Source organism: Vibrio sp. Y51_MX_L26 (assembly GCF_024181935.1).
Classification (GTDB): Bacteria; Pseudomonadota; Gammaproteobacteria; order Enterobacterales; family Vibrionaceae; genus Vibrio; species Vibrio diabolicus.
In genome coordinates this window covers 110,786-135,774 of the sequence record NZ_JAMZAS010000009.1, presented here as the reverse complement: position 1 = coordinate 135,774, position 24,989 = coordinate 110,786, and the positions used below count along the sequence as shown (strand labels likewise).

Sequence of the window (24,989 nt, the reverse complement as noted above, 5' to 3'; positions counted from 1 at the left end):
ATAACCAAATTTGCGCGTGATCTCAATTTTTGAATTCACTTTAAAATATGGGTTTATCTTATTCATGTTATCGGTAACATGTTACCGGTAACTGAAATAAATGTGAACCATAACACAAACAATAATTCTTAAAGGTGAACCTATGGAGCAATTAACCCAAGCCCCAGATCCTACGTTCCTACTGACGATTGCAGGCCTTGCCATTGCAGCGTTACTCGTTCTGATCATTAAACTGAAAGTCCATGCTTTTGCTTCCCTTACTATGGTGAGTTTAGGCACAGCAATCGCCACTGGCGTTCCTTCTGAGAAAGTCGTATCGACCATGATGGGCGGCTTCGGCGGCACACTGGCTTCCGTGGCATTGCTGGTTGGTCTTGGTGCGATGATCGGTAAAATTCTTGAAGTGACTGGCGGTGCGAAAGTGCTGGCAGACACTTTGATTGGTCGCTTTGGTAAAGAGCGCGCACCATTTGCTTTGGGCGTCGCTTCATTACTGTTTGGCTTCCCAATCTTCTTCGATGCTGGCCTTGTAGTGATGATGCCAATCATCCTAAGTGTGGCGGCTCGTTTTGGTGGCTCACCAATTAAATACGCGTTGCCTGCTGCCGGTGCTTTTGCGGTTATGCACGCGTTTGTTCCACCACACCCAGGTCCGGTTGCAGCGGCAGAATTTCTTGGCGCAAACATCGGTCTGCTATTGGTGGTGGGTATTTTGGTTGCTATTCCAACTTGGTACCTTGGCGCTTACCTATTTGGTTTGTACGCGGGCAAAAAATTCGATATCCCACTATCTAAAGCCTTCTTTAATGGCGAAGCGATGGTGGATGAGCGCAACGCACCAAAATTTGGCACGGTTATGACCATCCTTGTGCTGCCAGTCCTGCTAATCTGTTTGGATACGGTATTGAACACACTGGCGGTTGCAGGTTTGATTGATGGCAAAACGGCACTGGTTGAGTTCCTACGTATGCTAGGTAAAACCCCAGTCGCGTTGCTGATTACGTTGATTGTCTGTCTGGCTGTGTTTGCCAAAGACTACGGCATGGCAAAACTAGAAAAATTGTGTGGTGAGTCATTGGCTCCTATCTGTGGTGTTATCCTAGTAACGGGTGCAGGTGGCATGTTTGGCGGCGTACTGCGCTCAAGCGGTATTGGTGATGCACTGGCTGACGTTCTTACAGACACAGGTATGCCTGTGATTGTGGCGGCGTTTGTGATTTCAACCTGTCTGCGTGTTGCTCAAGGCTCGGCAACCGTAGCGCTAACCACGACGGCGGCTCTTATCGCGCCAGTTGTGGCAGCATCAACAGGTTTGAGTGAACTAGACCTTTGCTTTATCGTAATCGCGATTGCGGGTGGTGCAACGGTACTGTCTCACTTCAATGACTCTGGTTTCTGGTTGGTCTCTCGTCTGCTTGAGATGGATGAGAAAACCACATTAAAAACTTGGACGGTAATGGAAACGTTACTTGGTGGTATCGCGTTTATTATCGTCGCAACATTAAGCTTTATTCTTTAGAGGTTCCCCATGACAACACTTGAACAACGATTAAGAGAAATCAAAATCGTCCCAGTTATCGCAATCAACGACGTAGCACACGCTCTGCCACTGGCAAAAGTGTTGGTAGAAAACGGTTTACCATGTGCGGAAGTGACATTCCGCACCGAAGCGGCGGCGGAGTCGATTCGCATCATGCGTGAAGCGTACCCAGAGCTGTTGATTGGCGCGGGCACCGTTCTGACCACAGAACAAGTGGATATCGCCATCGAAGCGGGCGTGGACTTTATCGTTAGCCCAGGTTTCAACCCAACCACAGTGAAATACTGTCAGCAACGTGGCGTGACTATCGTACCAGGTGTAAACAACCCAAGCTTGGTTGAGCAAGCGATGGAAATGGGTCTGCGTACGTTGAAGTTCTTCCCTGCTGAGCCATCAGGCGGCGTAAGCATGCTGAAAGCACTCACGGCGGTTTACCCAGTGGAATTCATGCCAACAGGTGGCGTAAGCCCATCCAACGTGGAAGATTACCTAGCGCTGAAATCGGTTGTAGCTTGTGGCGGTACGTGGATGGTGCCAACCGCAATGATGGACAACGGCGATTGGGAAGGTATTGCTGAATTGGTTCGCGCAGTTAAGTAAAACGCACAAACGGCTCCGAAATACCCCCGAACGTTAGAAAACGTGATACGAAAAAGGGTCATCAAGTTACTTGATGACCCTTTTGCTTTTTGGAATGAAGCGGCTTTAGAAGTGATGCTTCATAAAGCGCTTAATAAAGCGAATGAAATCTGCTTCGGCTAGCTTCGCGCACTTCAATGTTTGGGCGTGAGACAATTCTACATCTCCCAAGCCTTCTGCCATGTTGGTGATCGCACACACTGCCAATACGGGTAAACCGCAATGCGCCGCAGAAATCACTTCTGGCACAACCGACATGCCCACCACATCACCACCGATGATTTGCATCATGCGGATTTCGGCTGCGGTCTCAAAGTTGGGGCCTGTGTAAGAGACAAACACACCTTCATTCAGGTGAATGCCATTGGCTTTGCCGACTTCAAACGCTTCTGCGCGCAGGTCTTTGTCGTACGCATTGGCGAGGCTGAAGAACCTCGGGCCGTACTCTTCATCATTCGGACCGATCATTGGCGACTCAGGCATGGTATTGATGTGGTCATGAAATACCACCAGAGAACCGACGTCGATGCGTTCAGGGCGAAGTGAGCCTGCCGCGTTGGTGACGAGCAGAAACTCACAGCCCAGCTTTTTAAAGGTGCGCACGGGCGTTGTCATGACCTTCATTGAGCCGTGTTCGTAGTAGTGACCGCGACCTTTCATGCACACTACGTCTACGCCGCCCATGGTACCAAGTACCAACTCACCAGAGTGGCCTTGCACGGTGCTAACCGGAAAGCCTTCGAGCTCTTCGTATGGAATGACCACTTTGTCTTGTAGTTCGTCTGCCAATACGCCTAAGCCAGAGCCTAAAATAAACGCCGCTTTAGGTTGGAAGTTTGGTTTGCGTTCGCGAATGGTTTGTAGCGCGCCGATTACTGGATCGTGATTCATGTTAGTCACCTTCTGGTTGTGTGTTGATTCCATTGTGTGACTTTCTGCGCTGGTTATCTTTGCTTTATTCGCTACTATCATCCTTAAAAAGAGGATGATGAAACTCGCTAGGACCTAATGCATGAAGTCAGAACCATTTGAGCGCGTGACGCTGAAGATGCTGCGTTACTTTTACGAGGTCGCACAAACCAAGCATTTCACTAAGGCGGCCGAGAACCTCAATATCACCAATTCGCCGTTGAGCAACCGCATCAAAGAGTTGGAAGAGGTGCTTAACGTCAAACTGTTTGAGCGTGATTCAAGAAACGTCATGCTGACGGAGGCCGGGCGATTGTTGGAGTCCAAATGCCAACTGATTTTTCAGACCTTGGATGTCTCGCTCAATCAAGTGCAGCAAGTGGGGTTGAACCAGAGAAATATCCTGCGAATCGGTGTGGTAAGTAGCGCATTTTGGGGTGGATTTGATCGTTTGTTACAGCGCTTCCATGCTGAGCATAGCACTTATCACGCCGACATTTTTGACCTTAACCCAGAGACGCAAAAGAAGCATCTGAGTGAGAAGAAAATCGACGTGGGCATTGTACGTTTTGCCGATGCACTCAACATTTATCCGTATCAGTCGGTGTCTTTGGGCAAAGATGTGTTTGTGGTGGCGGTGTCGGAGCAACATGAGTTAGCCAGCAAATCTTTGCTGCGGCTCCAAGATTTAAAGGCGTGTGAGTTTGCGTTTATGAGTTTGGCGAATTCTGCCTCGGCAAACTTCATCATCAATGCCTGTCTGCAAGAAGGCTTTTCACCCCATATTGGCAAACAAGTGGTGGAGCCAAGCACCTTGATGGCATATGTAGCAAACAGCAATACCGTGACGTTGGTGCCGTCGACGTTTTCTCAGCATCATTGGCATGGGATTCGTTTTATCAAGCTGAAAGAGTCACTGCGTGCAGACTTGTGTCTGATTCATGATGGTAAGCAGGAGAGTGCTATTAAAGCCGAGTTTATTCGCACATTATTAGAGAATGCGAGTTAAGCATGGGATAACAAAAAAAGGTCATCCTAAGATGACCTTTTCAAATGATTCGCTGAAATCAGCAATGCGATTAGCGCGTAATTAACGCATCGTTACAAACTCTTCAGAGCCCGTTGGGTGGATAGCCACAACAGAGTCGAAGTCTGCTTTGGTTGCGCCCATCTTCATTGCTACGCCGAAGCCTTGGATCATTTCATCTACCGTGAAACCGATGCCGTGTAGACCAACAACCGTTTCTTCTTCGCCCGCACATACAAGCTTCATCTTACATGGTTGACGGTGCTTAGTAACGGCGGTGTACATCGCAGTAAAGCCAGATGTGTAGACTTTGATGTTGTCTTTGCCGTACTTCTCTTCCGCTTCTTGCGTTGTAAGACCGATAGTGCCGATTGGTGGGTGGCTAAATACCACAGTTGGTACCAAATCGTAGTCCATCTTCGCGTTTGGTTTGTTGTTGAACAGACGCTCAGAAAGTTGACGACCCGCTTTCACTGCTACTGGCGTTAGCTCGATACCGCCTTCCATGATGTCACCCACACAGTAGATTCCTTTCACGTTGGTTTCTTGGTATTCGTCTACCTTAATGTAGCCTTTTTCGTTCGTTGCAACACCAGTTGACGCTAGGTTGATTGCGTCAGTTGCTGGGTGACGACCGATTGCCCAAATCAGTTGGTCAACGTTTTGGCTCTCACCGTTTTCTAGGTGCAGAGTTAGGCTGCCATCGGCTTCTTTTACCACTTCTTTTGGTACAGAATGGGTATGCAGTGTTGGGCCTTCTGCTTCCATTACTTCAACCAACGTATCGATGATCATTGGATCGAAGCTACGCAGTGGTGACTCTTTACGTACGAACAGGTGCGTTTCTGTACCTAGCGCGTGCAGTACGCCAGCAATTTCAACTGCGATGTAGCCTGCGCCGACAACCGCAACGCGTTTTGGTTGCTCTGCTAGGTCGAAGAAGCCGTTTGAATCGATGCCGTATTCAGCGCCTGGAATGTTTGGAATAGTAGGACGACCACCAACCGCGATCAGAATGTGATCCGCTGTGTAGTGTTCACCGTTTACTTCGACAGTTTTTTCGTCAACAAACTTAGCAAAGCCTTTAATCACGTTTACTTTGTTGTTGCCAAGAACGCGATCGTAAGATTGGTGAATACGACCAATGTACGCCTGACGGCTCTCAACCAGTTTGCTCCAGTCGAAACCTTTCACGTCGACATCAAAACCGTAATCTTCTGCGTACAGGTTCATTGCTTCTGCGATTTGCGCGCCATGCCACATCACTTTCTTCGGTACACAACCCACGTTTACACAGGTGCCACCAAGATCTTGAGCTTCGATTAGCGCAACTTTAGCGCCGTACATCGCCGCACGGTTTGCAGATGCGATGCCGCCACTGCCGCCACCGATACAGATATAGTCAAAATGAGTCGCCATTACTTTCTCCAAGAGCTTATAAATTTTATCTGGTACATAGATAGATTGGGATGACCTTGCTCGAACTCAATGCCACCGTTATCCCACTATCATAAATCGAATGTAACGAATTCCTAAATGGGAAAAAGCGACATTACTTATGACAAATAGCGATGAGAGGCACAAAAAGAAGAATAAGCGCGATGGGAGGGCAAAGTTGAGAGTATAAAAAGCGCAACGAGCATGTCGTTGCGCTAGAAGGTTTCGGTGCAGATGAGCTTACTCTGGCACAATCCAGTCCACTTTCCAGTGGCCAGTTGCTGGCGCGATCGCGTCTTGCAGGAATGGCAGAATCTCTTTCATCTGGCTTTCCAGTTTCCACGGCGGGTTAATCACAATCATGCCGGATGCCGTCATGCCGCGCTCGTTGGTATCGGGTGCGACACCTAACTCGATTTGCAGAATTTTACGAATGCCCAGTGCTTCCAGGCCTTCGATCATATCTTCGATGTCGTGACGGTTTACCACTGGGTACCAAATCGCGTAGATACCGGTTGCCCAACGCTTATGGCTCTGATGAATCGCGCGCACTACATCGCGGTACTCTTTCGCGAGTTCGTATGGTGGGTCAATCAGCACCAAACCACGACGCTCTTGTGGCGGTAAGCTTGCTTTTAGACGCTGGAACCCGTCCTCTTTGAAGATGCTCACTTGGCGATCGCGATGGAATTCTTGCTCCAACAATGGGTGATCGGCTGGGTGCAACTCGGTCAGCACCATGCGATCTTGTGGGCGGATTTGCGCACGCGCCACACGTGGTGAGCCTGGGTAGTAACGCAGTTTATCACCGTTGTTGAGCACTTTGATGGCATCGATGTAGCTTTTGATATCTTCAGGAATGTTTGGGTTATCCCAAATACGTGCGATGCCTTGTTTGTATTCGCCCGTTTTCTCAGACCATTCGTGAGTCAGATCGTAACGGCCCACACCCGAGTGGGTATCGTGATAAACGAATGGCTTATCTTTTTGTTTCAGCGCATCAAGAATGAGGCTTTGAACGATGTGTTTGACCACGTCGGCATGGTTGCCAGCGTGGAAGCTGTGGCGGTAACTTAACAAATTAAACTCTCGAAACACTCTTTGGCTGAGTGTGGTCTGTGATTTTCACTCTATGGCGGTATTATACTCAAGTAACTTAAAGATGTAGAACTTCCAATCAAATCTGTTCCTCTGATAAGGGGACGCTATTGAAATTTCTTTAAGTCACCCACACTTACTATTGGTAATCGAATTGAACTAGGTGAGTTTCTCGTGCTCAAAGAGTGTGAAATCTCATTTAGGTATAACAAGACTCAAGGACAGAGTAGCGCTCGTTGATTATATGGTCATCGCAGCATAGAGAAAGGGAACGGAGCTCCCCCAATCCATGTTGCTGGCTCGTCTGTACATTGAGTTGGCCTATCTACACAAAATAGACAGGCAATCACAGAGTCAAAACACAAAAGGAATTATTCATGTCTAATCCTCTTCTGACGTTTACGGACTTACCTCCGTTTTCTCAAATTAAACCAGAACACATCAAGCCTGCCGTTGAACAAGCGATTGCTGACTGCCGAGCGAAAATCGATGAAGTTCTAAAAGATAATGCTCACCCTACTTGGGACAGTGTGATTGCGCCAATTGAAGAAGCGGATGACCGCTTAAGCCGCATTTGGTCGCCAGTGGGTCACATGAACTCCGTGGTGAACAGCGAAGATCTGCGTGAAGCGTACGAAAGTTGTTTGCCAATTTTGTCGGAATACGGCACTTGGGTTGGTCAGCACAAAGGCCTGTACGAAGCGTACAAAGCAATTAAAGCCAGTGATGCATTCGCAACGCTGACTCGCGCTCAACAAAAAACCATCACCGATGCGCTACGAGACTTTGAGTTATCGGGTATTGGTTTGCCATCCGATGAGCAGCACCGTTACGGCGAAATCAGCAAGCGCATGTCTGAGCTCAGCTCTAAATTCTCTAACAATGTACTGGATGCCACCATGGGTTGGACCAAGCACATCACGGATGAGAAAGACCTTGCTGGCATGCCAGAATCGGCGCTGGCAGCAGCGAAAGCCGCGGCAGAAGCAAAAGAGCTAGATGGTTACCTCATTACGCTGGATATCCCATCTTACCTACCTGTCATGACGTATTGCGACAACCAAGAGTTGCGTAAAGAAGTGTACGAAGCATACGTGACGCGCGCCTCTGATCGCGGTCCAAATGCTGGTAAGTGGGACAACTCAGAAATCATTACTGAGCAACTGAGACTGCGTCACGAAATTTCACGCATGTTGGGTTTCAATACTTACAGCGAGAAATCGTTAGCAACGAAAATGGCCGAAACGCCAGATCAAGTGTTGGGCTTCTTGAATGACCTAGCGACACGTGCGAAACCGCAAGGTGAACGTGAAGTCGAAGAGTTACGTCAGTTTGCGAAAAGTGAGTTTGGCGTTGAAGAATTGAATGTGTGGGATATCGCTTACTACAGCGAGAAACAAAAGCAGCACTTGTTCCAAATCTCGGATGAAGAACTGCGCCCGTACTTCCCTGAGTCTAAGGTTGTCAGTGGTCTGTTTGAAGTGCTAAACCGCGTGTTTGGCATGACAGTTACTGAGCGCGAAGGCGTGGACACTTGGCACGAATCTGTGCGTTTCTTCGATATCTTTGACGCTGAAGGCGCACTGCGTGGCAGTTTCTACTTAGATCTCTACGCACGTGAGCACAAACGTGGTGGCGCGTGGATGGATGACTGTCGTGGTCGTCGTATTACGCTCTCTGGCGAACTGCAAACGCCGGTGGCGTACCTAACGTGTAACTTCAACCGTCCAGTGGGCGACAAGCCAGCACTGTTTACGCACGATGAAGTTGTGACACTTTTCCATGAATTTGGTCACGGCATCCACCACATGCTGACGCAAGTTGATACAGGTGCTGTTTCAGGTATTAATGGCGTGCCTTGGGATGCGGTTGAGCTACCAAGTCAGTTCCTAGAAAACTGGTGTTGGGAAGAGGACGCGCTTGCGTTTATTTCTGGTCACTATGAGACAGGCGAGCCGTTGCCAAAAGCGATGCTAGATAAGATGCTCGCGGCGAAAAACTTCCAGTCGGCGATGGGTATTTTGCGTCAGCTAGAATTCGGTTTGTTCGACTTTACTCTGCACACCGAATACGACCCAGAAGTGGGTGCACGCGTTTTAGAAACGCTGGCGAAAGTGAAAGAGAAAGTCGCGGTGGTTCCTGCGGTTGAGTGGGCGCGCTTCTCGCACAGCTTCGGTCACATCTTCGCTGGTGGTTACAGCGCGGGTTACTACAGCTATCTGTGGGCTGAAGTGCTGTCGTCAGACGCGTATTCTCGCTTTGAAGAAGAAGGTATCTTCAACAAAGAAACGGGTCAAAGCTTCCTGAATAACATCCTAGAAATGGGTGGTAGCGAAGAACCAATGGAGCTGTTTAAGCGCTTCCGTGGTCGTGAACCACAAATTGATGCGCTATTGCGCCATTCTGGTATTGCAGCGTAAGCGCACGCTGTCTTTCCAAAAATACTAAGGCCAACCATTCGGTTGGCCTTTTTTTGTCCATTTTTTATAAAAAATTCACGGATTCACACTGCGGTTAATTGGGTTCTGCAGCGATATCAATGTCTCCGTAGACTGAACCTCATCAATGGCTTGCAGCTTATCAATCAGCACAAATTGCAGTTCTTCAATCGATTTGCACATCAATTTGACGAATATGTTATACGCGCCCGTGGTGTAGTAAGCTTCAACGACTTCGTCGAGCGCGTTGAGTTTTTCTAGCGCGGAATGGTAATCGCGAGCTGCGTTTAGGTTAATACCAATGAAGCAGCACACATCGTAGCCGAGCTTTTTGGTATTTACGATCACCTCCGTTCCTTCGATGATGTCAGCCGATTTCATCTTCTCAATACGCACATGGATAGTGGCAGGGCTGACATCGAACTGCTTTGCCATTTCTGCGTAGGGCGTTCTGGCGTCAGCCATCAGTGTTTTTAATATTGCGCGGTCAAGGTCGTCGAGTTTCGGCAGGCTCGCATTCATACTATTATTTCCGTTAGGGATAGAGTTTTACCTCCCTTTTATACTCATAGCGGATAGGATTCACAAGGTTTGGCAGGAGTAACTGCGGGTTAACTCCGAGCTATGGAGATAATGTGCAGCGTTTTCTGGTTATTGTCGCGCTATGTTGGAGCGCGTTTGCCGCGGCCTCAGATCCGAAAGTTTTGGTCGTGCACTCCTATCATCAAGGTTTTTTCTGGACGGATTCCATACAGCGAGGTATCGAGCAGCAATTGGGTGATCGATCGCTGGATATGCGTGTGCTCTATTTAGACTCGAAACGTAACCAGAGTGAGCAGTTTTTCGCTCAGCTTGAATCCTTATATCGTACGAAATTAAGCAAAGAACGATTCGATGCCATTTTAGTGAGTGATAACAACGCGCTTGAACTGATGCAGCGTTTGGCGCCAATCATCAAAGACACCCCGGTTATATTTAATGGCATCAATAATTATCATCCTTCTTTGCACCAATCTCTGAACGCAACAGGAGTAACAGAAGATGTCGATTTGGAGGCAAATTTAGCCCTCATAGAGCGCCTACACCCTGATTACACCCAAATTCTTATTGTCAGTGACCATTCCGTAACGGGAGAGGTATTACGCTATCAAATCGACGATTTTGTACATGAACATCCGCAATATCGCGACAAAATCGTGCAAGTTATTCCCGATAGTATCATTGACTTAAAGCAACAAGTAGCGAAGCTGAATAAAGATAAAGTCGTCCTGTTTTGGACCTATTACCGAGATAAACAAGGTGTGGTTGGCAGTGAACGTGACTGGATTGGCGTCAACAGAGCCTCAAATGCGCCGCTGTTTATGGTGCACGACATTGGCTTAGGGCACGGTGCGGTTGGTGGCGTGATCCAAAGTGGTTATCGGCATGGCATAGAGAGCGCTGAGATACTTGAGTTTGTGTTGGATAACCCTGACCAAGCTCTGCCAGCCGTGAAGAAAAGTGATTCTGAAATCAAGCTCGATTATCAAGCTGTAGTGCGCTGGGGGCTGGGTGCTGAGCAAGAGGTCTCTGCGGTATTTTTTAATAAACCGATGAAGTTTTCTGAGCGTTTTGCCAAAGAAATTCGCTTGTTTGGTAGCCTGTTTGTGGTGATGTCGGTGGTCATTTTGTTGATGGGTTACTATTTACAGCGGATGCGTCGCAGCGAGAGTGCCGCGCGAGAAAGCCAAGCCATCTTAGAGTCGATTTTTGATCAGAGCATGCAGTATATGGGCATTTTGGATGCCAACGGTGTACTTAAATCGGGCAACGATCACCTGCAATCTTTGCTGTATCACCAAGGGCTGCGTTTAGACCGACCACTTTGGTTTCATCCCAATTGGAGTGAGAAAGCACAATCGTTGCTTGAGGCGTATTTCCACGCGCCTCACCATCAAGTGTCGACGTTTGAGGCTGAAATTTGGAGTAAAGAGCACGGTACATTGGTGTTGGAAGTTTCACTCAAGCCTTTTTCTCAGCAAGTAGGAAACCAAAAGCAATACTTGTTTGAAGCGCGCGATATCACTAGTCGTAAGTTGATGGAAGATAAGCTCTATCAACGCGAATCAACCCTGCGTAACTATTATGAACAACAGCCTGTCATGATGGTGACGCTCGACAGCAACAATCGCATTCAAGAAGTGAATCGATTTGCTCAGCTGCTCCTCGGCTACAAACCGATGGACATGCTCGGACACCGCCTAAGGGAGTTTTATTTTGATGACAAGGTACTGTTTCCTCGCCAAGTGCTATTGCAACCCAATCAACAGGTGCATGGGGTCTGGCGACGTGAAGTCGAGTATCGCCATGCAAATGGTCATCGTGTTTGGGTACGTGAGAACATTCGTCCACTGAGTGAATCTGATCAGCTGTTGATTGTGGGTGAAGATATTACAGAAACCAAACAGCTTTCCGAGAAATTGGAATATCAAGCGCGCTATGACTTACTGACAGGGACTTATAACCGAAACCACTTTGAACTAGAGCTCAAGACTGCACTGCGTGAGGTGGACAGCCATCGTCGCGTCCACGCCATGCTATACCTCGACTTAGATCAGCTAAAAGTCCTCAATGATACGGTTGGGCATGATGCGGGTGACGCGGCGATTCAATTTTGCGCCAGCATGTTAGAGGAAGTGTTGCCATACAATTCCATCTTGGCTCGAATGGGAGGCGATGAGTTTGCGGTACTACTCAAAGATTGCGACGAATACGGCGCGATTAATATCGCCAAACTGATCATCTCGACGTTGAGTGAACATCTCTTTATTTGGGAAGATACACGCTTGTTCATCAGTTGTTCTATTGGTATTCGTATCATCGACCATACGGCAGAGACGCCGCAAATGGTGCACGCTCAAGCAGACTCTGCGTGTCATGCCGCCAAGGAGCAAGGCCGTAACCGCTACAATCTGTTCAGCTTAGATAACGAAGAGCTACAACGTCGCCAGATGGAAATGCAGAGCGTCAATCTGGTGCATGAGGCATTGTCGAATCAGCGTTTAGAGTTGTTTGCTCAACCGATCAAAAGCTTACAAAAGCACGATGCTCAGATGTATTTTGAGATTTTAGTGCGCATTCGCAATGGATATGGTGATTATGTTTCTCCTGCATTGTTTATTCCGGCTTCCGAGCGCTACAACATTGCGCATTGGATTGATAAACAGGTCATTACTCAAACGCTAGAATGGTTTGAGCAACGCCCAGAGGTGGTTGAAAAACTCGGCCGTTGTTCGATAAACCTTTCAGGTCAATCCATGGGGAATCAAGAGTTTATCGATTTCTTATTGGAGCGATTGGAACGTTCGTCCATGCCGTGTGAAAAAATCTGTCTAGAAATCACCGAGACAGCAGCGATGAGTAATCTTGAGCAAGCCATTGAGCTCTTCACCAAGCTCAAAGCGTTGGGTTGTATGATTGCATTGGATGATTTCGGTTCGGGCTTGTCTTCATTTGGTTACTTAAAGAAACTTCCTGTTGATATCGTGAAAATTGATGGTCTTTTCGTGCGAGATATCAACGTAAATGAAATGGACCGCGTGATGGTTCGTTCAATCAATGACTTGGCGAAGCAACTAGGCAAAGTGACGGTGGCGGAGTTTGTCGAAAACGAACAAGTCATGAAGCATTTGATCGATCTTGGTGTGGATTATGGCCAAGGCTACGGTATTGGGCATCCTCAACCGCTTTCTGAGTTAGTTGAGCGACTGACGGCTGAGTAGTCTTGTCATATCAAGCTCAACCTAGCATTGAGAGGTAACTTAGGTATACACTCAGCGCCAGTTACCGCGATTTTTTATTGGAGCCTCCTTTTGCAACTGCAATTGATCTGTGAAGACCCGTCTCAACAACCTCATCTGGATGAACTGGCTGCGCGCTGGCAGCTTTCTCACACTGACGAGAGCGATTTTGCTTTGGTGCTGACCACCGAGCGTTTAGAGCTGCGTAAAGTGGATGAGCCAAAGTTGGGCGCTATTTTTGTCGATTTAATTGGTGGCGCAGTGGGACATCGCCGAAAATTTGGTGGTGGTAAGGGCCAAGCCATCGCAAAAGCCGCAGGCTTGAACAAAGGGGCAACGCCAACCGTTCTAGACGGCACGGCGGGGCTGGGACGTGATGCGTTCGTGCTCGCCTCGCTAGGTTGTAAAGTGCAGATGGTTGAGCGTCATCCAGTCGTGGCGGCTTTGTTGGATGACGGTTTGGCGCGTGCGAAACAAGACCCTGAAATTGGAACTTGGGTATCAGAGCGTATGTCGCTGATCCATGCCTCCAGTCATGATGCATTGGAACAGCTGGCACAAGATGAAGACTTTGTTCAGCCAGATGTGGTGTATCTCGACCCTATGTATCCGCACCCAGAAAACAAGAAGAAATCGGCGCTCGTAAAAAAAGAGATGCGCGTTTTCCAATCGTTGGTTGGCGCCGATTTGGACGCCGATGGTTTGCTAGATCCTGCCATGGCGTTAGCCACAAAACGCGTGGTGGTGAAGCGCCCAGACTATGCAAACTGGCTGAACGAGCAAAAGCCGACTATGGCGATTGAAACCAAAAAAAATCGCTTTGATGTCTATGTTAAAGCCTCAATGGCATAACTTCCTGACCGCTCAACTTTTCTTGTCACAGTACGGTGTATCGTGCTGTGATCAAGCCTCTCTTTCTGAATCGTTACTGATAGTTTTCTCTTGCTAATTCTCCTCCCTGACTGTATATCTAACTAAGAATTATTATTATTTCACTTGTTGTGATGCGGTCGATAATTGGGAAGCTGGAGTAGTAGAATGGCTAAACGCTTATGTAAAATGAGTCGTAAACAGATCGCGGCGGAGCTTGGCGACATCCATCGTTTAGTTGTCGCACCAAAGTTTGTTTGTCGCTCTTGCGCACGTTCTTCAGCGGCCAAAGATACCCTGTGTAAGCCAGCCGCTATTCCGCCGCAAAAATGCCAAGACAAGCCATTGAACGAGCAACAATCATGTGGCTTATTGGCTGAAGCGCTGCCAGTACAACCGATTCCTGTGACAACAAAACAAAGCAACGAAAAAGCAGCGATTGTGAAGCGTGTTGTTGAGCGCGTGAAAGAGAAAAAGCAAGCCGAAAAATCCCTGGAGCCAGTAAGAACCGACGCACCAGTATGGTTTGATTTAGCGGATAAAAAATCGCTTAAGAAAGCGAAAAAAGCACTGAAAAAGCATTATAAGCAGCAGAAGAAGTTGTTAAAAGTAGCGAAAAAACAACAAAAGTTACTTAAGCGTCAGCGCAAGCTTGAAGTGCGCAATGCCAAGCTAGAGGTGTTGCTATCAACGCCACCTAATGCGTTGATGAGCACAAGCTCGCAAGTCAAAGTGCATTAATCTAATCCAAAAAAACGCTCTCCAGTTGGAGAGCGTTTTTTATTGTCGGTATGTGTGTTGGGAGCGGTCGCTTTACTTCTTGGCGTAGCTCATTTCGACGCGCTTTTTCACCCAGGTTTCGTTAATCCATAGCGATAGCATGATGATCGCACCGCCAATGGCGAGTCGCATGACATCAACATCGCGGTTCCAAATCACAATGTTCACAATCAAACCTGCTGGCACTAACGCGTTGTTCATTACTGCAAGTGCTCCTGCGTTTACCATGGTTGCGCCTTTGTTCCACGCGAAGTAACCAAAACCGGAAGCCATTAAACCAAGGTACGTCAGAATGCCCCATTGCGTTGCGGTGGTGGGTAGTTTGTCGAGGTTGCCCATCAGAGCGAAAGCCACGGTTGCTACACAAAGCGCACCTAAGTAGAAGTAACCAAACACGGTGTGTTGTGGCAAATCAACCGGCTCACTTTCCATGATGTATTTGTAGCCTACCTGACCAATGGCAAAACAGAGGTTTGCTCCTTGTACGACCAAAAAGCCCAGCAGGAAGTCTTCATTAATGCCTGCAAACTTAATCCAGGCTGCGCCAAATACAGCAATCGCCGCGGTAACCAAATACCAAGGTGAAAAGCGACCTTTCAAGAAGTCATAGATCAGCGTGACGTAAATGGGTGTGAATACGGTGAACAGCAATACTTCTGGCACGGAAAGGAGCAAAAAAGATTGGTAGTAGAAGCAGTACATCAGACCAAGCTGAAAGCCACCGACCGTCATCAGTTTCGCGATTAAGGATTTGCTAACGCCACGGAATTTTAAAAAGGGAATGAAAACCAGACTCGCCAGTGCCACGCGCATGAACACCGAGAACCAAGAATCAACCTGACCAGCGAGGTAAACGCCGATCAGGCTAAATGAGAATGCCCAAAGTAGGGTAACTGCGGATAGATAAGCCATGGATGAGAATCTTTATCAACAACAAATGTGCCCGCAGTCTAACCAAGTTTTAACGTCGCGCCAATCAGTCTTTTAGCGGTACGACCAGCATATCGACTGGAGAGCAGTTAATCAGTTGTCGAGTCGAAGACAGAATCTTGCTCCAGAAATCTTGGTGATGACCACAAACCACCAAGTCGATACTGTAATCTTGAATGGTATCGCACAGCTCATTACTCAAATCGCCACTACCGACCAAAGTATGGGCTATTGGGTATTGCGCATATTCTGCGAAATTCGCCAATTGTGTGCGCGACGCTTCCATTGCTTGATGTTGCGCTTCTGCCATATTGATGTCGATAAGCCCGGTGTAGAGCTCTGCGTAGTTCACGTCGATGTGAATAAAAGAGACTTTCGCATCCAGAGGTTTAGCCAGTGATACGGCTTTTTTAATCAACACTTTACTGTCGTCTGACAGGTCGACTGCCACAAGTATGTGTTTGTAACTCATATTGCTATCTCCTTGTAAGGTCATAGTTTTAGATTAGCACTAACCCCCAAAAAAATTTGCTGAAGTGATCTCATATCAGTGTCGTAGGTACAAAGTCTTGTCTCAGTAATCATGTTATAGTGGCGTTATACCCAAGTGACTTTGAGATGCGGAGTTCAGCGCTCCGTTACTGACTATAGTTCAAGTAAAACCTTGCCTCTGATGTAGAGCAAGTCAATCTCGCGGCGTCGTTTATCTCGAGGTTACTTGGGTATATTGCATGCACATTAATAGGAGTTAACATGCTGTCTCAAACTATGGTCGAACAATTGAATGAGCAAATTAACCTAGAATTTTTCTCATCCAATCTATACTTACAAATGAGTGCTTGGTGTGAAGACAAAGGTTTTGAAGGTGCGGCTGAATTTTTACGCGCTCACGCCGTAGAAGAAATGGAGCACATGCAACGCCTATTCACCTACGTAAGTGAAACTGGCTCAATGCCAATTTTGGGCGCTATTGATGCACCAAAGCATGATTTTGCTAGCTTAGGTGATGTTTTCCGCGAGACCTTCGAACATGAGCAAATGATCACGGAAAAAATCAATAAATTGGCACATGTTGCATTTACTAGCCAAGACTACTCAACGTTTAACTTCCTACAGTGGTACGTGTCTGAACAGCACGAAGAAGAGAAGTTGTTTAAAGGGATTTTAGATAAGATCGAATTAGTAGGTGAAGATGGTAAAGCATTGTTCTTCATCGACAAAGATCTAGCACAAATGGCGAAAGAAGGTTCATCTTCAATCATGGATGCTCCAGCTGCGTAAACGCGTTTTTTGACGCTATAAGTAGCGGGTAAAGACGAAGCATTGATCGTCTTTTTCTCTTGAGCATTGTTGAAGATGTAGGGAGGAAAAGATGATCAGTGGAGACACAATCTTATTTGCGCTAATGGTGGTAACTGGAGTCAACATGATCCGGTATCTCACCGCTCTTCGTTCTCTAATTTACATCATGCGTGAAGCGCATCCGTTGTTATATCAGCAAGTTGATGGCAATGGCTTTTTTACCACCCATGGAAATGTCACCAAACAGGTGCGTTTGTTCCACTACATCAAAAGTAAAGAATATCACCATCACCACGATGAGATTTTTACTGGTAAGTGCGAAAGGGTGCGTGAGCTATTTGTTTTATCGACCGCTTTGCTCGGTGTTACCCTACTCGCGGCCTTCATTCTTTAAAGAATCAATAATCTAGCGAGTTAATCTCCTAGGATTGTACGGGTATGCGTAGCGCTTACCGTGTAAGCGCTTTTCCCCTTCGAGATTTGTCGGTAGAATGTCGCGCCTAGAAAGCAAGGATGTGCAATGTGCACATCCTTTTTTATTTCGATTCGATCCCAATCAGTCTAAGAGCTACCGATGAGTAAGAAATTTGATGTTGTTGTAATTGGCGCAGGTGCAGCGGGTTTGATGTGTGCTGCAGAAGCCGGCAAGCGAGGCCGCCGTGTTTTGGTGCTCGATCATGCTAAAAAGCCAGGACGTAAAATCCTTATCTCAGGCGGTGGCCGTTGTAACTTCACTAATTACGACGTCTCAGCCAGCAACTACCTATGCCAAAACCCGCATTTCGTTAAGTCGGCGCTTTCTCAATACACCAACTGGGATTTTATCTCGATGGTGTGTAAGCATGGTATTGAATTTGAAGAGCGCGATCACGGTCAGCTGTTTTGTGTCGATGCGTTTACGGCGAAAGACATCGTGAAGATGCTGCTGGCTGAATGTGATATGCCGAATATCGAGCAGCGTTACCAATGCGATGTTCACTCAATTGAGAAAATCGATGAAGGCTTTCGTTTGCATGCTGGCACTGAGATTGTTGAGTGTGAGTCTTTAGTTATCGCAACAGGTGGCTTGTCGATGCCAAAACTGGGGGCGACACCATTTGGCTATAAAGTCGCGGAACAATTTGGTCTTCGAGTTATCCCAACTACGGCAGGGCTGGTGCCATTTACGTTGCATAAAGAAGACAAAGAAGATTTTGCTGAGTTATCTGGTATCGCGGTACCTGCGGAAATTACAGCTGAAGATGGCACCATGTTCAAAGAAGCCCTGTTGTTCACACATCGTGGTTTATCTGGCCCAGCCGTTTTACAGATTTCATCATTCTGGCGAGCGGGGCAAAAGGTGTCGATTAATCTGGTGCCAAACGATGATGTTGCCGAGTTATTAGAACGCAGCCGTGAAAAGCACCCGAATCAGTCGCTCAAAAATACGCTCGCTAAAGTGCTACCAAAGCGCTTGGTTGAAGTCTTGATTGAACGTAAAGAACTGGTCGATAAACCGCTAAAGCAGTTCAATCAAAAGGAGCTTGCGGCGATTGTGGCGCGCTTAGAACATTGGGATATCGCCCCTAATGGCACTGAAGGCTACCGAACCGCGGAAGTGACACTAGGCGGTGTGGATACCGATCACTTGTCTTCGAAAACCATGGAATGCAAAGACATCAAAGGGCTGTACTTCATTGGCGAAGTGATGGATGTGACTGGCTGGTTAGGGGGCTACAATTTTCAGTGGTGCTGGTCGAGCGGCTTTGTCGCGGGTCAGTGGGTGTAATCAAACGCTGCACATCCACATAAAAGATAAGATAAAAAAGAGCACTGAATCGTATTCCGTGCTCTTTTTTGTATTCCCATCGCGAGTTACTCGTCTTGATACTTTTCGAGTTTGTTGTAGAGCGTTTTAACGCTAATGCCTAACTCTTGCGCAGATTCCGTTTTATTGCCTTGATTCTCTTCAAGCGTATTGAGAATGGCGGCTTTTTCTAGCTCTTCTAGCGAAACGCCCGCTGGAACAAGGTCTTCGATGCTGGTGCCTGTTTCCAATGGTGGCGTATCGAATATCAAGTGTTCATCTCGGATGGTGTCATCAGCCAAAATAAACGCGCGCTCGATCGTGTGTTTGAGCTCACGGACATTACCTGGCCAATCGTGCACGGCGATTTTTTGGATGGCAGAATCAAGAATGGTTTTGGTTTTAGCCTCATTTGCGTTGCGGTGCGCGATAAAGTGCTTAGCCAGACCGACGATGTCACTGCCTCGATCTCGCAGTGGCGGTATCGTTAATGGGAAGTGCGATAAACGGAAAAACAGATCTTCACGCAGGAACTGCTCTTCAATGGCGACTTTAGGATCACGGTTGGTGGCGGCAATGATGCGAGTGTTGGCGATATGCACCGTATTACTGCCCACTGGGCGATATTCTCCGGTTTCCAACACACGCAATAGCTTCACTTGATGCTCGATAGGCATCTCGGTGATTTCATCTAAAAACAGCGTGCCGCCTTCTGCCTGTTTAAATACACCTTGGTGAGTTTTATTCGCTCCGGTAAAGGCGCCTTTTTCATGGCCAAACAGTTCACTATCGACCAATTCTGGGCTAATCGCACCACAGTTAATCGCGATAAAGGGTTGTTGCTTGCGATCACTGGCTAAATGAATGGTCTGTGCGACTAACTCTTTACCTGAGCCGCTTTCACCGACAATGAGGACGTTGGCTTCTGTTTTTGCGACGCGTCGGATCATGCGATAGAGCTGATGCATTGGCGATGAGGACCCCACCAAAAGGCCAAATTGGTCGAGATCGCTAGTGGACACTTTACGTCCTTGATCTTGTTTTTGCTGATAGTACTGGCTGACTTCGCTTAGGGTGTCCGTCAAAATGGCAATATCGACGGGTTTTCTGTAGTGAAAAATTGCACCTAAGTTCATTAGCTTATCCAAATTTTCGTTTGGAGCACCAGAGCTAATGATGATCAAGTCCATATCGTAGATGTCTTCGATATTAGAAAGGCGCTGGTAATCTGCGCTAGTAAAGTGGGCGACTTCAACAATCGCAACTTCCGGTTTGAGTTGTAGGAAATCTTCAATCCAACTATCTGCGGCATCGGTATTATGCAGACGAAATTTGTTCAGTTCCTGGCAAGAGGCAATAGCATCTTTAAGTGTCGGGTCTTGTATTCGTAGAAACAGGCTTGGCAACGACATAGAAATGTCCTCTTTACTATGACAGAAACAATGTACGTGGATTATTCTAAGTGCACAAGACAAAATATTGTCAGCAGAGATTTAAGGGTCTGTAGGCTATTTTAATTTTGTTTAACCTATCTTGGTATATATCAGTAATAATTCTGATAAATATTGCTTTTTATTCGGGTGTCTCACGCTTTAAATAATAATTCTGCGATTAAGTGAAGTCGAAGAAATAATGTCTCATCTTTTATTGGCTTATTATGTGATTGATTGCGAAATTATTAACGATTAAAAATTACATTTCTTCTGTGTAAATAATTCATACTTATATTTTCTTGTTCGTCTTACTTTTATCTCTTGTTTTTATTATTCCTTTAAAAATAATAAGTTACAAACTTGGCACATGGTTTGCTCCTATGGAAATACAACGTCAATAAAGGAGAATTACCATGAATAACATCGCAGCTAAAATTGTACTTACGTCAGTTCTTGCTACTTCATCTACAGCAGTCTTAGCGAGTGATAAATGGGAAAAAGAATCCATGGACGCTTGGCTAGATGGTAAAGCTGAAACGACGCTGCTGCTAAACAGTAACCTTAACTCTTTTGATATCAACACCGATGTTGAAAATCAGGTAGTTACCCTTTCTGGTTCGGTAAACAATGACCTTGAAAAATCGCTTGCCGAAGAGCTTGTAACAGGTCTTGATGGTGTGAAAGAAGTAAATAACGAATTGTCAGTGGTGAATGAAGGTAAGAAAGAAACCGATTCAGAGGCATTAGCCACACTGACCGACTCTAAAATCACGACTATAGTTAAAACGCGCCTACTGATGGATACCAATGTAAGTGGTACGGACATTGATGTAACGACGGAACGTAAAACGGTAACGTTGGCAGGTAAGGTTAATTCAGATGCGGAGCATGATCTTGCACTTTCAATTGCAAATAATACCAATGATGTAAATAAGGTGATTGATAAGCTAGAAGTGGTTCAATAATAACGAGCCGAGTGACCTAACCCACTTTTATTAGGAGGTAACACTATGGTTCGTTGGATGTTTATTTTTCTGGCTTTGGCACTGGTTTCTGCACTACTAGGTTTTACTGGTATTGCAGGGGCGGCGGCCTCTATCGCGCAAGTGATATTTTACCTATTCCTATTGTCATTAATTGTATCAATAGTGATTGTTCTGCTAGGAAGAAAAAACGTAAATAGATAGGAGATTTCATGCGACTTACGTCATTAATTTACCGTATCGCCGCAGTATTTGGTTTGGTGTTCGCACTGGCTGCTTGTAGTGAAGAAGGGCCAATGGAACAGGCAGGCAAGAAGATAGATGAAGCCGCCGAAGAAACTCAAAATGCGATTGAAGATGAGTGTGAAAATATTAAAGAGAACTTGAACGCAGAAGACCAAGATTGTTAGTCGAGTCAGGTCAGCTTTTTGTTCACAGCAATGTAAGAGAAGGGCGGTCAATCACCGCCCTTCCTTTTATCCCAAGTGTTTACAATCAGATGAGGAGTCAAAGATGAAAAACATATTTGATGTACTAAAAGAGAGTCATGAAAAGCAACGCCTTTTACTCGATGCTCTGATGGAAACGTCTGGAGATTCCCCTGCACGCGAAGAGTTTTATCACAATCTTAAGGATGAACTCGAACAGCACGCCGCCGCAGAAGAGCGCTTTTTCTACGCGCCTTTAATCGAGAGTGATAAAACCATCGATCTTACTCGTCATGGCATCGCAGAGCACCACGAGATTGATAAAGTGATTGCACAGCTTGATGCAACCGACATGAGCTCGCCAGGATGGCTCAACCTCATGAAAACTTTGCGTCACAAAGTATTGCACCACCTCGAAGAAGAAGAGCAGCGTTTTTTCCAATTGGCCGGTAAGGTGATGACCGATCAGCAGAAAATGAAACTAGCGGATAGCTACGTCGAAGAAATGGCTAGTTAGGTGGAGTATTGGTCCTTTTCGTGCCATTTCGGCACGGGAAGGGGCCCAATCAAAGCGTTTACCAAGCTAATTAGCCTAAACTAAAACCAGCTTATTCTCACTTTCACTAAAAAAGCGCACTCGCTGAAGGCAAGGAGAGCGAATGTTTATCATCAAATATTATATTCTTGGCGCTCTGATCAGTTTATTGGCCGCTATTTATATTCCCCAAATCATGGTTAGCCTGTTGTTCTTATGGGTATCTCTTTCTTTAGCATTAGTCAGCGTAGCCTACGTTTTCGACATTCCCTCCATTTTTAGAAAAAACCAAGACGGCAAGATTGTCAGGTGGATCCGCTGGGCATTCATCCCCTTTTTACTGGGCGCTAGAGCATATAATGCCTGGGAAAGACGGCGCGATACTGTGCCTCCGATCCAAAAAGTCAGCGATAATTTATACCTCTCCCGTCGGCTATTTCAGAGTGACTTAGATTTTCTCGAATCCAATGACATCTCTTGTATTGTCGATGTCACCGCAGAATTTGCTGGGCTTGAAAGTGCGATGACCGACAAGCAGTTTCATTACCTTTCGATTCCGGTACTCGACCACAAAGCCCCAACGCTAGAGCGCCTTCGCCATGCGATTAACTGGATTGATACGCAAATCTCGTGCTCGCGAGCTGTGGTTGTGCATTGTGCGTTAGGGCGTGGTCGATCGGTGTTTGTTGTTGCGGCGTATCTACTGAGCAAAGATCCGTCGCTGACGGTTGAATCTGTGATGAAAAAAATCAATGACGTGCGCAGTACCGCGAGATTGAATAAATTGCAGATCAAAACGTTACGAGCGATAAGTGAAAAAGGCGTACTGGGTCTGGATCAGTCCACTTGGATGGTGGTTAACCCTGTTGCAGGTGGCGGCAAATGGGAGGAAAACGAACAGCACTTGATTCGTGAACTAACCAAAAAATATCGCTTGAGTATTCATCAAACCACCACAAATCTCAGCGCTGAGCAGCTCACGCTGCAGGCAAAAGAAAGTGGTGCTAAGCAAATTATCGTAGCGGGTGGCGATGGCACAGTGACGGAAGTGGCGAGCCAGCTGGTAGGTACCGATATCAAACTCGGTATTGTTCCGCTCGGAACCGCCAATGCGTTATGTCATGTGCTCTATGGAGTTGGCGCAAAATTCTCACCAGTCGAAAAAGCGTGTGAAGCATTGCTAGCAGGTCACTGCCAACGTATTGATACGGCTGAGTGTAATCAGAGGCTTATATTGTTAGTCCTAGGTATTGGCCTAGAGCAGAAAATGATCGAGCATGCGCAGCGAGAAGAGAAAAACACCTTTGGACAATTGGCCTACTTAACGGGCTTTTTTAACGCGGTGGTGGCGGAAGAGACGCAGACGTTGACTGTTGCGATGGATGCGCCATTTGAAGATGGAAACCGCGAAAATGGATCACAAACGCTAGAAGTTCATAGCTTTGTCGTTGCGAACATCGCTCCTTTTAGTACGTTGCTCGCGCAAGGTGGTGGTGCTCCGCAGCCTGACGATGGCAAGCTGCATATCACGTATTTAGATAACACCGAATCTTTAGGTGGACGCCTCATCGCATTGTCTGATCTGACATTAACCAGCGTAGGTGCGCAGGAGGAATCGACTCATTTTCAATACGCGACGGCTCAGAATGTCACTATTTCTGCGAACAAACCGATTGAGTATGTGATTGATGGTGAGCTTTATTCTGATGAGCAATTAGCGATCAAGCTTCGTCCAAAATCGTTGAACGTATTTGTCCCAAGCGGGAGAAGTAAATCGGCTTAGCTTTAAAACAGATAAGCAGTGGATAATGCACCATTTGCCTAGTGCTTTATAGCGTGCCTTTGTTTACCGGTTTAGTCGTAGTTTTGAAGGAACCAATAAGGTCGCTGCGTAGGTGCAGCGGCTTTTTTATATCGGCATTTTTTGTATCTGAGAGAGCGTCTATTTATCGTTCTCGAAGTGAAAGGAAGAAGGGGGGTGAGTATGACTACTCACCCTGGGGTAAGTGCTTTTCAATTTCATCGTTTTCGACTTGTAAAGCAGCTAACCAGTAAGAAACAAGCGCCGTTAAGTTTGTGTCGTCAATGGCTCTGAGTAGCGCTTTTAAATCATCTAACAACAACTTGTTCATGAAATGCATTTCTTTGTAATTACCTAGTTCGGCAACGCCGTATTCGGTGGCATTTTCCGCAATGAATTGTTCACCATCTTGGTCGAAGAACAACTTCGCCATCTTTTTGATCATCACTTTTTCTATTTTAACGAATCGATACGCCGCTCTTGCGAGTGTCATATGCGATTGCGGATTAACGAGAGGCAAACACGTTTGGCGATGGTGTGTCATTTTTACGAGTAGCTCCCTTACTCGATTATTATCCAATGTCATACTGACCTCTTTATTTATGACTACCGTGTTGATTACTCGGTTTAGTGTTTTCTAGTTTTGGTTGTATTGAGGTGCCTGTGGTCTTATCAGAAATGGCCAAAACGAGTTGGCCATTTTCTCTGCCAGCGCTTGATTGCAAAGGCGACCACTAAGGATCAGCTGATAAGGCTGATGCTGCTGAGCTTTTCTTTACAGCTTTTGATATCACTGCGAACTTTCAGTAGAACCGAATTATCCGCTTGCTCTGGGTGGCTAGTAATTAGGTTTTCGATCTCTTTGAGCACCTTGCTTTCAACACCTTCGAGCTGTTCCAAATACATGGACTCTTTGTCAGAAGACACCTCCTTCATCACATCGCTGTATACCTCACGCGCTTTAATGGTGTAGGAAACCGGAGTGTCGTCGGCAGAGTCTTCCTGGTTATTTGCCAATGTGTAGGGAGTAAGCTCAAGCACCGCTCGCTCACGTACTCTAAGCAGTTCTACCAACACATTATTCAAAGAAGTGTTGTCAATGTTCTCAATGGCCTTGTTGTAAATGTCATTTCCGCTCTCGATAAGCTCAATGATTGAGGCGATATTTTCATTTTTCATATCTCACTCCTGATTTGGTTGGTGATGGGAGTGTTTGTACGTATGGGGAACAAACACAGATGTTTCATCTTTAGTTGCAGGTTGTATGCCAAGGA

Annotated in this window: 24 protein-coding genes; 15 read left to right on the top strand and 9 right to left on the bottom strand. The window is 46.5% G+C overall.

What is annotated here, in order from left to right; genetic code table 11:
* Positions 1-142: 142 nt before the first annotated feature.
* On the top strand, positions 143-1,519 hold the full coding sequence (locus tag NL645_RS17610) for a GntP family permease (protein WP_005478622.1): 1,377 nt from the start codon (positions 143-145) through the stop codon (positions 1,517-1,519).
* A gap of 9 nt (positions 1,520-1,528) precedes the next feature.
* Entirely contained in the window at positions 1,529-2,140 is a 612-nt protein-coding gene (locus NL645_RS17605; RefSeq protein ID WP_005379148.1) for a bifunctional 4-hydroxy-2-oxoglutarate aldolase/2-dehydro-3-deoxy-phosphogluconate aldolase, read from the top strand.
* A gap of 105 nt (positions 2,141-2,245) precedes the next feature.
* Here the strand turns inward: NL645_RS17605 and xapA are convergent, their stop codons facing one another.
* Positions 2,246-3,070 carry a xanthosine phosphorylase gene (xapA, locus tag NL645_RS17600; protein ID WP_005379149.1) on the bottom strand — a complete coding sequence of 275 codons (825 nt, stop codon included), beginning with the start codon at positions 3,068-3,070 and terminating at the stop codon, positions 2,246-2,248.
* Between the two features lie 121 nt (positions 3,071-3,191).
* On the opposite strand from xapA, the gene NL645_RS17595 reads away from it, so the two are divergent.
* Positions 3,192-4,097: a LysR family transcriptional regulator gene (locus NL645_RS17595; protein WP_253652123.1), complete on the top strand. Its 906-nt coding sequence runs from the start codon at positions 3,192-3,194 to the stop codon at positions 4,095-4,097.
* 81 nt (positions 4,098-4,178) lie between these two features.
* On the opposite strand, the gene gorA is transcribed toward NL645_RS17595, so the two are convergent.
* Positions 4,179-5,534, bottom strand: coding sequence for a glutathione-disulfide reductase (gorA, locus tag NL645_RS17590; RefSeq protein WP_005478739.1), 1,356 nt, complete (start codon positions 5,532-5,534; stop codon positions 4,179-4,181).
* A gap of 258 nt (positions 5,535-5,792) precedes the next feature.
* Complete coding sequence (locus tag NL645_RS17585) at positions 5,793-6,632, bottom strand: 23S rRNA (adenine(2030)-N(6))-methyltransferase RlmJ (RefSeq protein WP_145533283.1); 840 nt, start codon at positions 6,630-6,632, stop codon at positions 5,793-5,795.
* 395 nt (positions 6,633-7,027) lie between these two features.
* On the opposite strand from NL645_RS17585, the gene prlC reads away from it, so the two are divergent.
* On the top strand, positions 7,028-9,070 hold the full coding sequence (gene prlC, locus NL645_RS17580; protein WP_253652122.1) for an oligopeptidase A: 2,043 nt from the start codon (positions 7,028-7,030) through the stop codon (positions 9,068-9,070).
* A 75-nt stretch (positions 9,071-9,145) separates the two neighbouring features.
* Here the strand turns inward: prlC and asnC are convergent, their stop codons facing one another.
* On the bottom strand, positions 9,146-9,610 hold the full coding sequence (gene asnC / locus NL645_RS17575) for a transcriptional regulator AsnC (protein ID WP_005394393.1): 465 nt from the start codon (positions 9,608-9,610) through the stop codon (positions 9,146-9,148).
* A gap of 113 nt (positions 9,611-9,723) precedes the next feature.
* Between asnC and NL645_RS17570 the strand changes: the two genes are divergently transcribed.
* The 3 genes from NL645_RS17570 to NL645_RS17560 all read left to right on the top strand — a co-directional run bounded on the left by NL645_RS17570 (position 9,724) and on the right by NL645_RS17560 (position 14,478).
* Positions 9,724-12,849 carry an EAL domain-containing protein gene (locus tag NL645_RS17570; RefSeq protein ID WP_253652121.1) on the top strand — a complete coding sequence of 1,042 codons (3,126 nt, stop codon included), beginning with the start codon at positions 9,724-9,726 and terminating at the stop codon, positions 12,847-12,849.
* A gap of 90 nt (positions 12,850-12,939) precedes the next feature.
* A complete protein-coding gene (locus NL645_RS17565) occupies positions 12,940-13,719 on the top strand; it encodes a class I SAM-dependent methyltransferase (protein WP_005394395.1) in 780 nt (259 codons plus the stop codon).
* A 186-nt stretch (positions 13,720-13,905) separates the two neighbouring features.
* Entirely contained in the window at positions 13,906-14,478 is a 573-nt protein-coding gene (locus NL645_RS17560) for a hypothetical protein (RefSeq protein WP_253652120.1), read from the top strand.
* A gap of 72 nt (positions 14,479-14,550) precedes the next feature.
* On the opposite strand, the gene NL645_RS17555 is transcribed toward NL645_RS17560, so the two are convergent.
* Both NL645_RS17555 and uspA read right to left on the bottom strand, forming a co-directional pair.
* Positions 14,551-15,429 (bottom strand): DMT family transporter, encoded by an 879-nt coding sequence (locus NL645_RS17555; RefSeq protein WP_253652119.1) that lies wholly within the window; start codon positions 15,427-15,429, stop codon positions 14,551-14,553.
* A 64-nt stretch (positions 15,430-15,493) separates the two neighbouring features.
* Positions 15,494-15,919, bottom strand: coding sequence for a universal stress protein UspA (uspA, locus tag NL645_RS17550; RefSeq protein WP_005379165.1), 426 nt, complete (start codon positions 15,917-15,919; stop codon positions 15,494-15,496).
* Between the two features lie 281 nt (positions 15,920-16,200).
* On the opposite strand from uspA, the gene ftnA reads away from it, so the two are divergent.
* From ftnA to NL645_RS17535, 3 genes are all read left to right on the top strand, one after another.
* Entirely contained in the window at positions 16,201-16,728 is a 528-nt protein-coding gene (gene ftnA, locus NL645_RS17545) for a non-heme ferritin (RefSeq protein ID WP_005379167.1), read from the top strand.
* A gap of 91 nt (positions 16,729-16,819) precedes the next feature.
* On the top strand, positions 16,820-17,143 hold the full coding sequence (uspB, locus tag NL645_RS17540; RefSeq protein WP_005394407.1) for a universal stress protein UspB: 324 nt from the start codon (positions 16,820-16,822) through the stop codon (positions 17,141-17,143).
* 180 nt (positions 17,144-17,323) lie between these two features.
* Positions 17,324-18,517: an NAD(P)/FAD-dependent oxidoreductase gene (locus NL645_RS17535; protein WP_006741765.1), complete on the top strand. Its 1,194-nt coding sequence runs from the start codon at positions 17,324-17,326 to the stop codon at positions 18,515-18,517.
* 86 nt (positions 18,518-18,603) lie between these two features.
* Here NL645_RS17535 and NL645_RS17530 read toward each other — a convergent pair whose 3' ends face one another.
* Entirely contained in the window at positions 18,604-19,947 is a 1,344-nt protein-coding gene (locus NL645_RS17530) for a sigma-54-dependent Fis family transcriptional regulator (protein ID WP_243326904.1), read from the bottom strand.
* Between the two features lie 434 nt (positions 19,948-20,381).
* On the opposite strand from NL645_RS17530, the gene NL645_RS17525 reads away from it, so the two are divergent.
* The 5 genes from NL645_RS17525 to NL645_RS17505 all read left to right on the top strand — a co-directional run bounded on the left by NL645_RS17525 (position 20,382) and on the right by NL645_RS17505 (position 23,697).
* Complete coding sequence (locus NL645_RS17525) at positions 20,382-20,933, top strand: BON domain-containing protein (protein WP_047009372.1); 552 nt, start codon at positions 20,382-20,384, stop codon at positions 20,931-20,933.
* 45 nt (positions 20,934-20,978) lie between these two features.
* On the top strand, positions 20,979-21,155 hold the full coding sequence (locus tag NL645_RS17520) for a DUF1328 family protein (RefSeq protein ID WP_012841233.1): 177 nt from the start codon (positions 20,979-20,981) through the stop codon (positions 21,153-21,155).
* 8 nt (positions 21,156-21,163) lie between these two features.
* Positions 21,164-21,361: a hypothetical protein gene (locus NL645_RS17515; protein WP_048624594.1), complete on the top strand. Its 198-nt coding sequence runs from the start codon at positions 21,164-21,166 to the stop codon at positions 21,359-21,361.
* 103 nt (positions 21,362-21,464) lie between these two features.
* Positions 21,465-21,896, top strand: a complete 432-nt coding sequence (locus tag NL645_RS17510; protein WP_253652118.1) for a hemerythrin domain-containing protein — start codon at positions 21,465-21,467, stop codon at positions 21,894-21,896.
* Positions 21,897-22,038: 142 nt separating this feature from the next.
* Complete coding sequence (locus tag NL645_RS17505) at positions 22,039-23,697, top strand: diacylglycerol kinase family protein (RefSeq protein WP_085343363.1); 1,659 nt, start codon at positions 22,039-22,041, stop codon at positions 23,695-23,697.
* A gap of 205 nt (positions 23,698-23,902) precedes the next feature.
* Here NL645_RS17505 and NL645_RS17500 read toward each other — a convergent pair whose 3' ends face one another.
* The gene (locus NL645_RS17500) at positions 23,903-24,301 is read right to left on the bottom strand and encodes a hypothetical protein (protein WP_005379193.1); all 399 of its coding nucleotides are present in this window, start codon (positions 24,299-24,301) and stop codon (positions 23,903-23,905) included.
* A gap of 155 nt (positions 24,302-24,456) precedes the next feature.
* Positions 24,457-24,894: a DUF2383 domain-containing protein gene (locus NL645_RS17495; protein WP_005394423.1), complete on the bottom strand. Its 438-nt coding sequence runs from the start codon at positions 24,892-24,894 to the stop codon at positions 24,457-24,459.
* Positions 24,895-24,989: the final 95 nt, after the last annotated feature.

What these genes read in the sequence shown, in the direction of transcription:
- NL645_RS17610 (WP_005478622.1), top strand. Translation starts at nt 143, where the DNA reads ATGGAGCAATTAACCCAAGCCCCAGATCCTACGTTCCTACTGACGATT.
- NL645_RS17605 (WP_005379148.1), top strand. Translation starts at nt 1,529, where the DNA reads ATGACAACACTTGAACAACGATTAAGAGAAATCAAAATCGTCCCAGTT.
- xapA (WP_005379149.1), bottom strand. Translation starts at nt 3,070, where the DNA reads ATGAATCACGATCCAGTAATCGGCGCGCTACAAACCATTCGCGAACGC.
- NL645_RS17595 (WP_253652123.1), top strand. Translation starts at nt 3,192, where the DNA reads ATGAAGTCAGAACCATTTGAGCGCGTGACGCTGAAGATGCTGCGTTAC.
- gorA (WP_005478739.1), bottom strand. Translation starts at nt 5,534, where the DNA reads ATGGCGACTCATTTTGACTATATCTGTATCGGTGGCGGCAGTGGCGGC.
- prlC (WP_253652122.1), top strand. Translation starts at nt 7,028, where the DNA reads ATGTCTAATCCTCTTCTGACGTTTACGGACTTACCTCCGTTTTCTCAA.
- asnC (WP_005394393.1), bottom strand. Translation starts at nt 9,610, where the DNA reads ATGAATGCGAGCCTGCCGAAACTCGACGACCTTGACCGCGCAATATTA.
- NL645_RS17560 (WP_253652120.1), top strand. Translation starts at nt 13,906, where the DNA reads ATGGCTAAACGCTTATGTAAAATGAGTCGTAAACAGATCGCGGCGGAG.
- NL645_RS17555 (WP_253652119.1), bottom strand. Translation starts at nt 15,429, where the DNA reads ATGGCTTATCTATCCGCAGTTACCCTACTTTGGGCATTCTCATTTAGC.
- uspA (WP_005379165.1), bottom strand. Translation starts at nt 15,919, where the DNA reads ATGAGTTACAAACACATACTTGTGGCAGTCGACCTGTCAGACGACAGT.
- ftnA (WP_005379167.1), top strand. Translation starts at nt 16,201, where the DNA reads ATGCTGTCTCAAACTATGGTCGAACAATTGAATGAGCAAATTAACCTA.
- uspB (WP_005394407.1), top strand. Translation starts at nt 16,820, where the DNA reads ATGATCAGTGGAGACACAATCTTATTTGCGCTAATGGTGGTAACTGGA.
- NL645_RS17535 (WP_006741765.1), top strand. Translation starts at nt 17,324, where the DNA reads ATGAGTAAGAAATTTGATGTTGTTGTAATTGGCGCAGGTGCAGCGGGT.
- NL645_RS17530 (WP_243326904.1), bottom strand. Translation starts at nt 19,947, where the DNA reads ATGTCGTTGCCAAGCCTGTTTCTACGAATACAAGACCCGACACTTAAA.
- NL645_RS17525 (WP_047009372.1), top strand. Translation starts at nt 20,382, where the DNA reads ATGAATAACATCGCAGCTAAAATTGTACTTACGTCAGTTCTTGCTACT.
- NL645_RS17520 (WP_012841233.1), top strand. Translation starts at nt 20,979, where the DNA reads ATGGTTCGTTGGATGTTTATTTTTCTGGCTTTGGCACTGGTTTCTGCA.
- NL645_RS17515 (WP_048624594.1), top strand. Translation starts at nt 21,164, where the DNA reads ATGCGACTTACGTCATTAATTTACCGTATCGCCGCAGTATTTGGTTTG.
- NL645_RS17510 (WP_253652118.1), top strand. Translation starts at nt 21,465, where the DNA reads ATGAAAAACATATTTGATGTACTAAAAGAGAGTCATGAAAAGCAACGC.
- NL645_RS17505 (WP_085343363.1), top strand. Translation starts at nt 22,039, where the DNA reads ATGTTTATCATCAAATATTATATTCTTGGCGCTCTGATCAGTTTATTG.
- NL645_RS17500 (WP_005379193.1), bottom strand. Translation starts at nt 24,301, where the DNA reads ATGACATTGGATAATAATCGAGTAAGGGAGCTACTCGTAAAAATGACA.
- NL645_RS17495 (WP_005394423.1), bottom strand. Translation starts at nt 24,894, where the DNA reads ATGAAAAATGAAAATATCGCCTCAATCATTGAGCTTATCGAGAGCGGA.